At 69.5% G+C, this 15,069-nt stretch carries 8 protein-coding genes; 7 read left to right on the forward strand and 1 reads right to left on the reverse strand.

Annotation, left to right across the window (positions count from 1 at the left end; genetic code table 11):
- Positions 1 to 198: 198 nt before the first annotated feature.
- The 7 genes from ABD879_RS00670 (at position 199) to ABD879_RS00700 (ending at position 14,679) form a co-directional block, all read left to right on the forward strand.
- Positions 199 to 4,125, forward strand: coding sequence for an RICIN domain-containing protein (locus tag ABD879_RS00670; protein ID WP_345016302.1), 3,927 nt, complete (start codon positions 199 to 201; stop codon positions 4,123 to 4,125).
- Between the two features lie 93 nt (positions 4,126 to 4,218).
- Positions 4,219 to 11,340 carry a polymorphic toxin-type HINT domain-containing protein gene (locus tag ABD879_RS00675; protein WP_345016304.1) on the forward strand — a complete coding sequence of 2,374 codons (7,122 nt, stop codon included), beginning with the start codon at positions 4,219 to 4,221 and terminating at the stop codon, positions 11,338 to 11,340.
- Positions 11,341 to 11,801: 461 nt separating this feature from the next.
- Positions 11,802 to 11,945, forward strand: a complete 144-nt coding sequence (locus tag ABD879_RS00680; RefSeq protein ID WP_345016306.1) for a hypothetical protein — start codon at positions 11,802 to 11,804, stop codon at positions 11,943 to 11,945.
- A 126-nt stretch (positions 11,946 to 12,071) separates the two neighbouring features.
- Complete coding sequence (locus ABD879_RS00685; protein ID WP_345016308.1) at positions 12,072 to 12,422, forward strand: hypothetical protein; 351 nt, start codon at positions 12,072 to 12,074, stop codon at positions 12,420 to 12,422.
- Positions 12,423 to 12,522: 100 nt separating this feature from the next.
- The gene (locus tag ABD879_RS00690; protein ID WP_345016310.1) at positions 12,523 to 13,296 is read left to right on the forward strand and encodes an AMP-binding protein; all 774 of its coding nucleotides are present in this window, start codon (positions 12,523 to 12,525) and stop codon (positions 13,294 to 13,296) included.
- A gap of 149 nt (positions 13,297 to 13,445) precedes the next feature.
- On the forward strand, positions 13,446 to 13,631 hold the full coding sequence (locus ABD879_RS00695; RefSeq protein ID WP_345016320.1) for an AMP-binding enzyme: 186 nt from the start codon (positions 13,446 to 13,448) through the stop codon (positions 13,629 to 13,631).
- A gap of 496 nt (positions 13,632 to 14,127) precedes the next feature.
- The gene (locus ABD879_RS00700; protein WP_345016312.1) at positions 14,128 to 14,679 is read left to right on the forward strand and encodes an FGGY-family carbohydrate kinase; all 552 of its coding nucleotides are present in this window, start codon (positions 14,128 to 14,130) and stop codon (positions 14,677 to 14,679) included.
- 102 nt (positions 14,680 to 14,781) lie between these two features.
- On the opposite strand, the gene ABD879_RS00705 is transcribed toward ABD879_RS00700, so the two are convergent.
- Positions 14,782 to 15,069: transposase (locus ABD879_RS00705; RefSeq protein ID WP_345016314.1), on the reverse strand; the 288-nt coding region annotated here is incomplete at its 5' end.

The raw sequence follows: 15,069 nt of genomic DNA on the forward strand, positions 1-15,069 counted from the left end.
ATGTCATATGAGTAATTGGAAACTTGCATCTTTTCTCATGATCACCAGCTCGTTAGGTTGAGCCGACTTTGTTTCGCTTTCACATCTTGCGGGGTGTCCGTGGCTGCCTGGCCTCACGTGGGGTGCTCGTGGTCTTCCGTGAGATTCAGGGGTGTCTGCCGAGCAGGCTCCCGGGGTATCGCGGTCGCGACTTCGACGGTGCTCGTGGCCGTGATGCTGTCGGTGCCGACGGTCCACGCGGCAGCGGCCCCCGCCGACGGGCAGACCACGTCGCCGTCACCGGAAGACGCCGCCGTGGCGCAGGCCAGGAACACCGGGCAACCGGTGGAGGTCAAGGAGCGGACGTCGGAGACGGTGAAACTGAGTGCGCTGCCGGACGGCCAGTTGCTGCTGGAGACCTCTCCCGTTCCGGTGCGGGTGAAGCGCGACGGCGTCTTCCGCGACGCGGACCTGACACTGGAGCGGCGCCCGACCGGTGACATCGCATCGCGGATGACCGTCAACGGGGTGTCCTTCGGAGCCGGCGGTGACGACGTGCTGGCCACGATGACCAAGGGCGACAAGTCGTTGACCTTGACGTGGCCGGGCGCGCGGCTGCCCGCCCCGGTGCTCGACGGCCCCAGCGCCACCTACGTCGACGCGGGCGGGCCCGGGATCGACCTGGTGGTGCGGTCGACACCGACGGGGTGGAGCCACTCGGTGGTGGTGCGGACGCCGGAGGCGGCGCGCAACCCCGAACTGGCCAGGATCGAATTCGGCGTGCGCGCGTCGGGGCTTCGCCTGCAGGAGCTGCCGGGCAATCGCATGGCGGCGGTGGACGAGTCCGGCGAGGAGGTCTTCACCGCCCCGGCCCCGTTGATGTGGGAGGGCACCACGCCCGCCGGGCAGTCGGCGTCGCTGCGGACGGCGCCGGAGGAGGTCGCGGCGGGCCCGGCGCCGCGTTCCGCCGTCGAGCCGATGGACGTCGAGGTGGGCGAGGGCGTCCTGGTGCTGGTCCCCGACCGCGATCTGCTGACCGCGGACGACGCCCGGTTCCCGATCGTGCTCGACCCGTCCTGGCAGACCTGGAACGGCCACCGCGAGAGCGACGGCGACGGGTACGGCAACTGGAACTCCGGCTGGGCGTACGTGGACCGCACCTTCCCCAACGCCTCGTACTGGAAGCCGGACCGGCTGCCGACCGGACGCGAGGTGGAGGACCACACCGACAAGCGGTCCTACATCCGGATGGACGCCTCGCCGCTGCACGTGTGGTCCGGCAACGTCAAGGTGAAGATCAACGACGTGTCCATCACCTTCGACACGCTGCACGCCTGGTCGTGCACCGCGCGGGACGTCCGGCTGTTCAACGTCGGGCACATCTCCTCGTCGACGACGTGGAACTCGGCGCCCGCGGCGTTCATCCCGGAGGGGTCGGGCTGGGACACCAACTGGTTGACCACCGCCTCGGTCAAGGTGGGGCGCCCGGAGTGCGGGGACGCCGGCACCGCCAACGACGTGAAGTTCACCGGCGGTCACCTGGTCCGGCTGCTGCAGTGGGCGACCGACCACAAGTGGGACATCTTCACGCTCGGCATCTTCCCGGACAAGGACTACGACGACACCCACACCTGGAAGGTGTTCGACGTCGATCCGCGGATGGTCGTGAAGTACTCGCGGGTGCCCAACGCCCCCAAGGACGTGCACATGACCAACGGCGGCACCGACCGCAAGGAGTGCGTGCGCGGCTCGGGGCGCCCGTGGATGGGCGGGTCGAAGGACCGCACCGCGCGGGCCAAGCTGAGCGACTACGACGGTGACAACGTGGGCGGCGCCCAGGGCCAGCTGCTGCGCGCCGAGTACGAGATCGCGCCCCTGGGCAAGCCCGAGGAGAGCTGGCTGAAGTACTCCCCGGCGGGAGGGGCGTACCAGAAGGCCGAGCCGGACGGCTATCTGCACGCGGCGACCACGATCCTCAAGGGCGACGATTCCCCGGCGACGCCGGACGGCGGCACGAGCTGGATGTGGCGGGTGCGCGCCCAGGACGACACCGGCCTGTCAGGGCCGTGGTCGGCGTGGTGCGAGTACACGGTGGACGCCAGGCGGCCCGCCGTGCCGGGAGTGACATCGGCGGAGTACCCGGAAGGGAGGACCTCGGGGTACGACTCGGAGGCCCGCAAGTACCTCCCGGGGACGTTCACGCTGACCCCGAACGGGTCGGGGGACGTGGTGCGGTTCCACTACAAGTTCTCCGACGGCACGCAGGGCGCCAAGGACGTCGCCGCGGGAGCGTCGGCGAGCGTGGCGTGGACGCCGAAGAAGTTCGGATGGCAGTGGCTCGAAGTGACGTCCTTCGACCGTGCCGGCAACCCGAGCGCGGTCAAGAAATACGAGTTCGGGGTGGAGCAGCCGCCGCGTGACGCCGCCTGGCCGATGGACGAGACCGGCGGCAACGTGGCCCGCGCCGTGGGCGGCAGCGGTGCCGCCAATCCCAACGCCGACCTGGTGTTCACCGGGGGAGCCGTCCTCGGCGAGCCGGGCAACCTGGGCGCGTCGGTTCCCTCGGACAGGGCGGTGCGGCTGTCGGGCTCGGGCCAGTACGGGGAGGTCAGGCCGGGCACGGCGCCGGACGGCAGCCCCGTGCCGCTGGTGGACACCAGCAAGCGGTTCATGTTCTCCACGTGGGTGAAGCTCGCCTCCACCAGCGGCGACCAGGTCGCCGTCAGCCAGGGCGCGGCGGACGGCAGCGTGTTCGAGCTCGGCTGGATCGGCGGCCGCTGGACGCTGCGGCACCGTGCGGCCGACGGGACCGTGCTGGCGTCGGTGTCGCGCGACATGGCCCAGGCCGGCGACGGCACGCCGTGGACCGACCACTGGGTCTCCCTGATGGGCGGCTACGACCCGATCTCCAAGGAGATCTTCCTGCGGACCCAGGCCGAGGGCGGGACCGAGGTGTGTCCCCCCGACGAGCCTTGGTCGTGCACGACGAAATGGGTGATGCAGCCGGAGACGAAGACGGCCTCGAGCCAGTGGACGCCGGCCGCCGGATCCGGGCCGCTGCTGTTCGGCGCGACCGCCGCGGGCGCGGGCCGGGGCTTGTTCTGGAACGGCTGGATGGACGACTCGCAGCTGTGGCCGCTGGCGCGTCCCGACGAGTCGGTCCTCAAAGTCATCTACGCCGAGTCCGTGCAGGAGCGTGAGCTGGCGGGCAGGACGCTGCGGCTGGTCAACGTCAACTCGGACCTGTGCCTGGACGTGGCGGGCGCGTCCACCGACAGCGGCGGCAACGTCATCCAATGGTTCTGCAACCACGGTCCGGCGCAGGACTGGCAGTTCACCGAGGTGGGCGACGGCTACTACACGCTGACCAACCCGCGCAGCGGCAAGTGCCTGGACGTCGACGCGACCGACGGATCGGGGACGGCGGACGGCCGCAACGTGCGGCAGTACGACTGCAACGGCGGCGACGGCCAGAAGTGGCGGGTCGAGATGAAGGCCGGCGGGTACTGGCTGGTGTCCAAGCACAGCGGCAAGTGCCTGGCGGTGGACGGGGCGAGCCAGACGGAGGGCGGCAACGTCGTCCAGTGGTCCTGCGCCGACCCCCAGCAGGACGAGCAGCTGTGGAACATCACCGAGCAGAAGCGCCACGAACTGGACGGCATCACCTACCGGCTGGTGGGCGCGGACAGCGGGAAGTGCCTGGCGGTCGAGGGCGCCTCCACGGCCGACGGCGCCGACGTCGTCCAGCGGGCCTGCGACGGCGGCGCCTGGCAGGACTGGAAGTTCGTGCACCAGGGCAACGGCTACTACACCCTCGTCAACGTCAACACCCTCGGCGACCCCAAGACCGCCGAGTGCCTGGAGGTGGCCGACGCGGCGACGGCGGCAGGGGCGAACGTGCGGCAGGGGCAGTGCGACCCGGGCGCCGCCCACCAGAGCTGGAAGGTCGTCTCGATCGCCCCCGACGGCAAGTTCGGATACCGGCTGATCGCCCAGCACAGCGGCATGGTCGCCGAGCCCGAGGGCGGCTCCGCCGCCGACGGCGCCACCGTGGTCCAGGGCTCGCCGCAGGACCCGCCACCGCAGCACCAGATCTGGAAGCTGGGCTGCCTTCCCGACGATGCGTGGTGGCGATGCGGCGAGTGACCGCGGCCATCGCTCCGGACGACGGGGCGCTCCTCTGCCCCCGGTCCCTGGACTTTTGGCTTCCGAACGACAGCACGGACAGGTGAGGCCTCGGTGGGTGGAGTGCTGAGGGTGCTCGGCAGGGCACGCGTGATGATGGTGCCGGTCGCGCTGACCTGCTCGCTGGCGCTGCTGGCCGGGACGGTGGGAGAGGCGGCCGCCGCCGTCCGCCCCACGCTGTCGGAGTGGGGCGAGAAGCGCCGCCCCGAGACCCAGAAGATCCCCAAGGTCGAGGGGCACGTCATCAAGGCCCGTCCGGAGAAGCTGCCCGGACGGGCCGGCACGCCGGCCGACCGCAAGCCGCCCGAACCGTCGTGGCCGGCCGAGACGCAGGAGACGGCCGACCTGGCCAAGGCGTCCAAGACCGCGGCCAAGACCCAAGGCCGGATGCCGTGGGTGCAGGCGGGCGAACTGCCGGTCTGGCTGACCGAGCCCACCCCGCGCAAGGACGCCCGCGCCGAAGGCGAGACCGTTCCGCCCCGGGTCGAAGTGCGGATGGCCGACCGCAAGACGGCCGAGGCCGTGCGCAGCGACGGCGTGGTGATGGCCGTGTCCGCCGGGAAGGCCGGCCGGGTCAAGGTCGGCGTGAACTACGCGCGTTTCGCCTCCGCGCACGGCGGCGACTGGGCGTCGCGGCTGCGGCTCGTCCGGCTGCCCGCGTGCGCGCTGACCACCCCGGCGAAGACGGAATGCCAGAAGCGCACACCTCTGCCCACGGTGAACGACGCCAAATCGGCGTCGCTGTCGGCGGACGTGGACGTCCCCGCCGCCGCGACCGGGCAGGCCGAGACCGCGGTGGTGCTGGCGGCCGAGGCCGGACCGTCCGGTCCGGGCGGCGACTGGACGGCGACCAAGCTGACCCCGGCCTCCAACTGGTCCGCCGGGACCAACACCGGCGAGTTCTCCTGGTCCTACCCGGTGCGGCTGCCGCCCGTCCCCGGCGACCTCCTGCCGGAGATCACCATCGCCTACAACTCCGGAGCGGTGGACGGCAGGACCGCCGCGGACAACTCCCAGGCGTCCTGGATCGGCGACGGGTTCGACTACTGGCCGGGCTTCATCGAACGCAAGTACAAGCCCTGCGTCGACGACGGCCACACCTCCGGCGACCTGTGCTGGGGCCGCGACAACGCGGTGCTGTCCCTCAACGGGCGCGCCACCGAACTGCTGTACGACAGCGCGGCCAAGACGTGGCGCCCCAAGAACGACGACGGTTCGAAGATCGAACGCCTGACCGGGGCGGACAACGGCGACGACAACGGCGAGTGGTGGCGCGTCACCACCTTGGACGGCGTCCAGTACATCTTCGGCGTCAACCATCCCGACGACTGGTCGTCCGGCGAGCAGGGGACCGACTCGACCTGGACCGTGCCGGTCTTCGGCGACGACTCCGGCGAACCGTGCCACGACGCCACGTTCAAGGACGCCTGGTGCCGGCAGGCGTGGCGGTGGAACCTCGACCACGTCGTCGACCCGCACAAGAACACCATCACCTACTACTACAAGAAGGAGACCAACAACTACACGCGGGTCGAGCAGTTCTCCGGCGGCACCAGGTACGACTCCGGCGGCTACCTCAAGCGCATCGACTACGGCCAGCGGCAGGGCGCCACCTACGCCACGCGGGCGACCGCCCGCGTCCGCTTCGACGTCGCCGACCGCACCGACCTGCCGGACGACCAGATCTGCGACGACGGCGAGGACTGCGGCCTGCGCAAGGCGTCGCCCACCTTCTTCGACCGCAAACGGCTCACCAAGATCACCACGTTGCTGCGCAACGACCAGATCACGGGCGGCGACAACCCCGGCTACGAGCCCGTCGACATCTACGAGCTGGGGCAGACCTACCAGAACGGCGTGCTCTGGCTGAACACCATCGACCAGACCGGCGCGTACGGCGAGGACGTCAAGGCGCCCCGGATCACGCTCACCGGCCAGCTCATGCCCAACCGCGTGGTGACCGGCCGCAGCGGAACCGGCGTGGACGCCCTGCCCGGCTACGACCGCCCCCGCCTGGTCGGCGTCAGCAACGGCACCGGGTCGACGACAACGGTCGACTACTCCGACCCGTACGTCACGCCCACCCCGGCGGGGGACTGCGTGTACCAAGAGGGCGCGATGCCCGACCCCAAGGCGAACACCAAACGGTGCTTCCCGGTCCGGTGGCGCGACCCCAACGGCAAGATCGTCAACGACTGGTACCACAAGTACGTCGCCACCCGCATCATCGAGTCGGACGCGACGGGGCAGTCCCGCTCCAAGGTCACCGCCTACACCTACGTCGGCGGCGCGGCCTGGCGGTACGCCGAGGACGACGGGCTCACCAAGGACAAGTGGCGCACCTGGTCGCAGTGGCGCGGCTACGGCAAGGTCCGCACCGTCGTCGGCGACGGGCAGAACGGCGAACAGCAGTCCCGCACCGAGACCACCTACGCCCGCGGCATGGACGGCAACTACCAGGGCAAGGGCGCCACGCCGTCCAGCGTCACGGTCACCGACTCCAAGAACCTGCTCGGCGGGATCACCGACGTGGACGCGCTGGCCGGGGCGGTGCTGGAGGAACGCACCTTCAACGGCGCGTTCACCGACGAGGCGGAGATAACCGCCACCGTCTCGCGGCCCAGGTGGAACAAGACGATCACGCGGACGTTCCGCGACACCAACAGCGACGACGACATCACCGTGCACGGCGGCTGGGTCAAGCCCGCCTGGACCAAGACCCGCCAGCGCCGGTCGGACGGCACCGACCGCTACGTCGAGACCGTCTACGACTACGACTCGCTCGGCCGCACCGTCGCGGTCGACGACGAAGGCGACCCGGCCACCGCCGCCGACGACACCTGCACCCGCACCGTCTACCCCGGCGGCACCGCGCCCGCGCCCGGCATCTACACGCTGCCCATCCGGGTCCTGAAGGTCGCCGTCGACTGCGACAACGCCGCCAGCAGCGAGCCGAACCTCGTGCCCGCAGACATGATCTCCGACGTCAAGACCATCTACGACGACGGGCAGTACGGCGACTTCCCCACCCGCGGCGACGACCGCAGGATCGAGACCGTCACCGCGGTGACCGGCGGCCGCTCCACGACCACGGCCGCGGTGACCAACGTCCACGACCGGTACGGCCGCGTCACCTCCACCACGGAGGTGGGGGACCCGTCCACCACGGCCGACGACCGGACCACCACCTCCACCTACACCGACGCGCCCGAAGGCTGGCTGAAGTCCTCCACCGTCACCACCCCGCCGGTCAGCGTCGCGGGAGCGGCACCGGCCGGCTTCACCACCACCACCGAGTACAACCCCGCGCGCGGCACTCCGACGAAGGTCACCGACCCCAACAACCGCACCGCCGAGGCGGTCTACGACGGGCTGGGGCGCATCATCCGGGCGTGGCTGCCCAACAACAGCCGCAAGAACAACCCCGACCGGCCGTCCACCATCTACACCTACACCTTCCCCGCCGACGGCAACCCGGTCTCGGTCACGACCAAGACGCTCCGCGCCATCGACCCGGACACCTACGAAACGTCGGTCGAGCTGCTGGACGGGCTGCTGCGGCCACGCCAGACCCAGACCGAAGCGCCCGGCGGCGGCCGGATGGTGTCCGACACCAAGTACGACAGCCGCGGCCTGGTGTTCAAGGCCAACGCCCCCTACATCATGGCGGGGGACCCGTCCGGGGTGCTCACCAGCGCCGACGACAACCAGGTCCCGTCCCAGACCCTGAGCACCTACGACGGCGCCGAACGCCTGCTCACCTCGACGCTCTACAGCAAGTCCACCAAGAAGTGGACCACCACCAACCGGTACGACGGCGAGCGCACCACCGTCATCCCGCCGGCCGGGGCGATGCCGACGATGAGCATCACCGACGCCCGCGGCCGCGTGGTGGAGGTCCGCAGGTACAAGACCACCGACCTGTCCGGCGCCTACATCGCCAGCACCATCTCCTACGACGCCGCGGGCCGCCCGCACGAACGACGCGACGCCGCCGGCAACGTCTGGAAGACCACCTACGACGTCCAGGGACGCCCGGTCACCTCGACCGACCCGGACAAGGGCACCACGACCGTCACCTACGACGCCTTCGACCAGATCGCCACGTCCAGGGACGCCCGCGGCACCACGCTGACCTACGGCTACGACAAGCTGGGCCGCCTCCTGGAGGTGAAGAACGGCACGTCCCCGCTGACGTCCTTCACCTACGACACCGTCCCCTACGCCCTGGGCCTGCCCGCCACCGCCACCCGCCACGTGGGCGCCGACAAGTACACCACCGCCGTCACCGGCTACGACGCGCTCTACCGGCCCAAGGGAACGACCGTCACCATCCCCGCGTCCGAAGGCGCGCTGGCCGGCACCTACACCACCACGCAGGCCTACAACTTCGACGGCTCCCCGATGGCGACGTCCTACCCGGCGGTGGGCGGCAGCACGGGGCTGCCCGCCGAGGACGTCTCCACCTACTACAACGACGACGGACTCCCCGAGTGGACCTACGGCCTGGCCACCTACGTCGCCGACACCGTCTACGACTCCCACGGCGAGGTCACCCAGCTCGCCATGGCGTCGGTCTCCGACAGGTTCATCTGGCAGACCTTCGACCGGGACGAGGCCACCGGACGCCTCACCCGCGCCACGGTCAGGCGGCAGACCTCGGCGGCCACCTATGACGTCGAGACCAGGTACTCCTACACCGACTCCGGATCGATCAACTCGATCCTCACCAACACCGTCGGCGCCGCCCCCGACCGGCAGTGCTTCACCTACGACTACGCCCAGCGCCTCACCCAGGCGTGGTCCACCAGCACCGCCGACTGCTCCACGGCCCCCTCGGCCACCACCATCGGCGGCCCCGCCCCGTACTGGACGACCTACGAGTACGACAGCAACGGCGAGAAGCTGGGCAACCGCACCAAGGAGATCCAGCACGCCTTCACCGGCGGCCCCACCGCCGACAAGGTCCGCACCTACACCTACCCCGCGGAACTCGGCTCCGGCGGCCCCCTCGGCCCGCACGCCCTCAAGAGCGTCACCGAAACCCAGGGCGCTGGCACCCGCACCGACCTCTACACCTACGACGAGGCCGGCAACACCACCGCCCGCCCCGGGCAGAAGCTGATCTGGGACGCCGAAGGCAACCTGTCCAAGGTCACCGACACCGGCGGCAACGAACTGGCCGGCTTCATCTACGACGCCGCCGGCAACCGCCTCATCCGCAAGGACACGACCGGGAAGACCCTCTACCTGCCCAGCCAGGAGGTGAAGGTCTCCTCCACCGGCGCGGTCAGCGCGATCCGCTACTACAGCCACGGCGGTGCGACCGTCGCCTACCGGACCGGCACCAGCAGCTCGAGCGTCCGGTTCCTGGTCCCCGACTACCAGGACAGCACCGACATCACCATCAACGCCGTCGACCAGGACAGCTGGAGCCTGCGCCGCTTCGGCCCGTTCGGCACCGAACGCACCAACCCGATCGGCATCTGGCCCACCGTCATGGACAAGGGCTACGTCGGCGGCACCAAAGACTCCACCATCGGCCTGACCCACCTGGGCGCCCGCGAATACGACCCCGGCATCGGCCGGTTCCTCAGCACCGACCCCCTGTACAACGGAGACGACCCCGGCACCTGGAACGCCTACAACTACGCCAACAACGACCCCGTCAACCTGAGCGACCCCGACGGCCTCATGCCCTGTGACGGCGTCATGTGCGGCTGGCCGCCCAAGCGGCCGTCGTCGGGGGGCGGCGGCTCTGGCGGAGGAGGAGGCTCCGGCGGTGGCGCGCCCAGCTACGGCGGCACCCCCAGCTACGGCGGCGCCCCGATCGGTTACGTGCCGTCCCCCGCACCTCCCGCACCGCCGCCCTGCAAGAGCTGGACGTGCAAGTTCAAGAAGGTCGGCGGAGCCATCGGCGGCTTCGTCAGCAAGCACCGCGCCACCATCGCCTCCATCGCGGTCGGCGTCGGCTGCGGTCTGGCGGTCGGCTGGACCGGCGCCGGCGGCGTCGCCTGCGCAGCCGCCGCGGGAGCCGTCTACGGCGCGGTCAACTACGCCCAGCACACCCCCAGAGACCAATGGTCCGCGGGAGGCTTCCTCAAAGCCGGCGCCAAAGGCGCAGCCGTAGGCGTCGTCACCCACGGCGCCGCCGGCCTGGCCGCCAAAGCCGCCGCACCCGTCATACAACGCGTCGCCCCCCGCGTCGCCGGCAAGATCAAGGGCTCCGGCGGCGGCAAGGGCGGCGCCACCGCCAAGGGCAACAGTGCGGCCAAAGCCAGGCCCGCCGCAGCCAAGAAAACCAACTCTCGCGCAGGCACCGGTGCGGCCAAGCCCGCCAAGTGCAGTTTCGTTCCCGGCACCGCCGTCCTGATGGGCGACGGCAGCCTGAAGCCCATCGACCAGATCAAGGTCGGCGACAAGGTGTTGGCCACCGATCCGGTCACCGGTGAGACGGGCCCGCGGACGGTCCTGACCACGTTCGGCGACTCCGGCACCAAAGACATGGTCCGCGTCACCGTCGACACCGACGGCGAACGCGGTACCAAGACCGGCACGCTTCAGGTCACCGACAACCACCCGTTCTGGATCCCCGCGCTCAATCAGTGGGTGGACGCCGGGAAGCTCAAGCCCGGCATGTGGCTGCGCACCAGCGCGGGAACCCACGTCCAGATCACCGCGGTCGACACCTGGACCCGGCACCAGCAGGTCCACAACCTCACCGTCGAATCCGACCACACCTACTACGCCGCCGCCGGCACCACCCCCGTCCTCGTCCACAACTGCCCCCCAAGCGGGCAGGCCGTTATCCACGCCCACACCGAAGACGGGGGAAATATCCACTTCACCATCGAGGTGATGGATTCAGCGGGAAACGTCAGGCACACCCACCTCATGCCGACTGCTGACCGCATGCAAACTCCGATCAGTGACTACACTGGGCCGAGCGGCCCTATACAGGTGACTTTCAACCTGCCTGACGCCCGGGCTGCACTCGCTTATCAGGCGAAGGTTGTAGATACCGGACAGGGGCCATACAGTTGGTTCCAAAACAGCTGCCTCACGCATTGCGCGGATGTGCTCAGGGCGGGTGGAGTCACCGATCTGCCGGAGAACGGTAAACGTCTGATCGTCTGGGCAAAGCGGGGAATGAACTCAGAGTTCCGGGCCTTCTGAATCAGCTGGTAAAGGTTAGCGCCTGGTGACGATCCGCTTGTCCATGAAAGGGAAGTGGGCTCGGATCGGCTGCCGACCCGGCACTCGCCATCCGAGTTCCTTCTCTATGTGACTGTTCTGAGCTCGGCCCGTGGAGCGCAGAATCAGTGCTACGCCCACGGCGTAACCGCAGGAAAATTGGTCGACACCATCTCCGGCTACGAGAGATTTCCGCTGCCGCCGTTGACGTGCCCGTCGATGGATGACCGGATCTATGTGGGATCGGACACTCTCCTTTTGGTATCGGAAAGCGTGAGAGGCGACGGACGGTCAAGTTCTGAGTACTTTGATATCTCGATGGCGTCTACTGCGACCATGTATATCGATGATGTCATCGCCAAGTATCCAGACATGTCATGGCGGATCTACTCTGGGGTCACTCCTCAAGAGTTCTCATCTGACGATCTTCCAGGCTTCCTGCGGTGGGGATCGAGCTGAAGTTCATCGAACAGGGTAAGGTGGCCGAAGGGACGGTGATCGCTGGCTCCGGACGCGGTAGGAAGAGTCGGCAGACGGTTCTGATCGCGTTCGGCGGCTCCGGCATCAAGAACATGGGTCGGCGTTGACCGCCGACAGCGGCGGTGAACGCGGTACCGGATCCGGTACGCTTCAGCTCGCCGATAACCCCCGGTTTCCGGCTGTACTCGATGTGGTGAATGAATATGGGGCACAACTCGATGGTCGTGCAAAGTATGGTCGCCTTTCTGGACAGCTCCGACATCAGTCTGTATGGAATAGAGCTGGCCGGGAGGGCTATTGCGGCGGATGCGCGTTTTAATATCTGGATGCTTGATGTGGGAAAGCGGAAGGGGGGCGGCGATCCGTTCGGGCTTGCCGACCTCATGATAGAGTTCGCTGATCCTGCGGAGCGGATCGCCGCTCTATGGAAGGAATGCGCGGCGGGAGTGCTGGATACACCTTCCTTCGAAAGGTCTCTTAGACCTCTAGTGGAAGAGATGGAGTCCTTGCTCGCCGAGGTGTCGGCAGATGGCGGGGCGAAATTCGAACCGCCAGGGGTTGATCGTGTAGTCGGGGAGGAGTGAACGAGCCGGCCAGGCGGCCGTTTGTTGCGAGCATTCCAGGATCCGATGGGCGGTGCTCAATCGAGCCTTGTCTGGACACGGCCGAGTCCGAGCGTGGGCCTTGGCGGCCGAACAGCCCGGCGACCGTCTGCTCACCCCGCACCGCCCCGCGCCGCAGGACCTGGCGGCCTACTTCCACACCGGCGGCACCATCGGTGTGCCGAAGGTCGCGCCGCACACCCATGCGATGGAGGTGTACATGGCGTGGGCGCTGGGCTGTACGGGGGCATACCTAGACGATGCGGTCGGCCTGTGGGGGCTACCGCTGTTCCATGTCGACGCCGTGCACGTCACCGGCCTGGCGCCTTTCCTGCACGGTCGGCCGGTCGTCAGCCTCGGGCCGCTGGGCTATCGCGACAAGACGCTGATGGCCGAGTTCTGGCAGATCATCGAACACTTCAAGGTCACCGGCTTCTCGGGTGTCCCCACCGCGTACGCCAACCTGCCTCCCGTGCCTCCGGACGTCGACATCTCCAGCCTGCGCGCCGGAGCCGTCAGCGCGGCTCCGCTGCCCAAGACGGTCTGCACCGCCTTCGAGAGCTCGACCAGGGTCCCGATGCTGGAGGGCTACGGGCTGACCGAGGCGACCTGTGCGACCGCCACCAACCCCGCCTTCGCCCCCCCCGCGAAGGGGCGGTCGGGCTCCGGCTGCCCTACCAGCACGTCAAAGCCGTCACCGTCGACGCCGACGGGAAGCCGGTTGGGGACTGCCTGCCAGGGGAGACCGGGGTCCTGGCCGTCAAGGGACCCAGTGTCTTCCCCGGCTACCTGCGGCCCGGTCCCGACGGGCCCGCCCCCGACCCGGCGGGCAAGGTCTTCGACGGCTGGCTGCTGACCGGCGATCTCGGCAGGGTCGACGAGGACGGCTACGTCTGCCTCACCGGCCGGGCCAAGGACCTCATCATCCGCGGCGGCCACAACATCGACCCCCGGCCGATCGAGGAATCCCTGCCGGCCCACCCCGAGGTCACGGCCGCCGCCGTCATCGGTGCACCCGACCCGTACTCCGGCGAGGTGCCCGCCGCCTGCGTCGTCGTGACCGCGAACCCCCGCGCCACCGAGGACGACCTCCTCGCCTGGGCCAAGCTCCACGCTCCCGAGCCCGCCGCCGCGCCCAAGGCCGTGCACATCGTGCACGCGCTCCCGACCACTCTCATCGGCAAGACCTAGAAGCCGGCCCTGCTCCAGGACGCCGTCCACCGGCCCGTTCAGGGAACTGTCCCGCCTCGGCCTGGACGGCCAGGTCGAGATCGAACTTCGCGACGGCCGCCCGAACGCGGTCATCCGCACGGCAGACGACCCGAGCCGCCTGCTCTCAGCCGAACTCGAGCGCTACTCCTTCGCCTTCGAGATCATCCCTGGGCCGCGCCCATGAGGAGGAGCCGCACACCGAACCGAATGACCGGTCGGCCCGCAACCTGCGGGTCAACGAGATGCCGATCGGTCTCGGCCCGCGACGCCCCGTGCTCGTCACCCCCGGCGAACACGAACCGTCGTCGTGCGCGCTGGGGATGCACGTGACGGTCACGGCCGGGAGCTCTGCCCATGGTCCTTCGGTGATCTGCCACGCCTCGCCTCCGACGCCGTCGTCGTCGCGGGCGGCCACGACCACCCCGTCGCCGCGTCCGTCGTGCACCGCCAGGACCCTGGCGCACCGCTGGACTCGATGGGCACCGCGGAAGTCATCGTCCGGACCGTCGGGGCCGGGCGACCGCCGTGCGACGCCGATTTGTCACCGGCGATCCTCGGCGCCGGCCGGACCGCCTTCACCGTGCTGGAACTGCAGCGCAACATGTCCTGGCTGCGGGATTCGGGACTCGCCGCCCACCTCGACGCCGTCCTGGCCGGCGACCTCGCCCCGCCGCCGCCCGACTCCCGGATCTTCGTCCCGGGCGCCGAGGGCGGCGAGCCTCCCCGCTGGACGCCGGCGGCCCGAAACCTCACCGACGAACAGCGGGCGGCCGCCGCGGTGTGGCAGCTCGCGAGGGCCGGTGCATCCGCACTGCGCGGCCTGGCACCCGACGCGAAGGCCGTCTACGGCACCGGCGGATGGACACGATCGCCGGGCTGGATGAGGCTCAAAGCCGCGGCGGTGGGAGCGCCGTACCGCGTCCTGGCCGAACCGGAACTCGCCGCCCTGGGCGCGGCACAACTCACCCTGCCCGGCCCGATCACACCCGTCGCAGTCCACGAGACCATCCCCGAATCCGATGCATAACCCGCCCGCAGGGAGGACGGCGAGGGCTGTTCGGACAGGGGGGTGATGCGTCAGCGGCCGCTGCCGCTGGCGGCGGAGTTAGAACTCGTCTCATTTGGTGAGTCAGCGGTGGCAGATGAGAGCGCAGGCAATGGCGGTGAAGGCCAGGAAGTGCTCGGCCTTGCGTTCGCAGCGGCGGTGCAGACGGCGGCATCCAAGGAGCCAGGCGATGGTGCGTTCGATGGTCCAGCGGTGGCGGCCCAGCCGCTGGGAGGAATCGACGCCTTTGCGGGCCAGGCGGGGGGTGATGCCGCGCGAGCGCAGCCATCGGCGCAGGTGGTCGTAGTCGTGGCCTTTGTCGCCGTGGAGCTTGGCCGATCGGCGCCGGCGGGGCCCGCGGCGCGAGCGGAT

It is taken from the genome of Actinomadura keratinilytica, from assembly GCF_039539665.1.
Lineage (GTDB): Bacteria > Actinomycetota > Actinomycetes > Streptosporangiales > Streptosporangiaceae > Spirillospora > Spirillospora keratinilytica.

Bases quoted from the DNA above. Each gene is read 5' to 3' on its own strand.
- ABD879_RS00700 (WP_345016312.1), top strand. From the start codon at position 14,128: ATGGGCACCGCGGAAGTCATCGTCCGGACCGTCGGGGCCGGGCGACCG.
- ABD879_RS00685 (WP_345016308.1), top strand. From the start codon at position 12,072: ATGGTCGCCTTTCTGGACAGCTCCGACATCAGTCTGTATGGAATAGAG.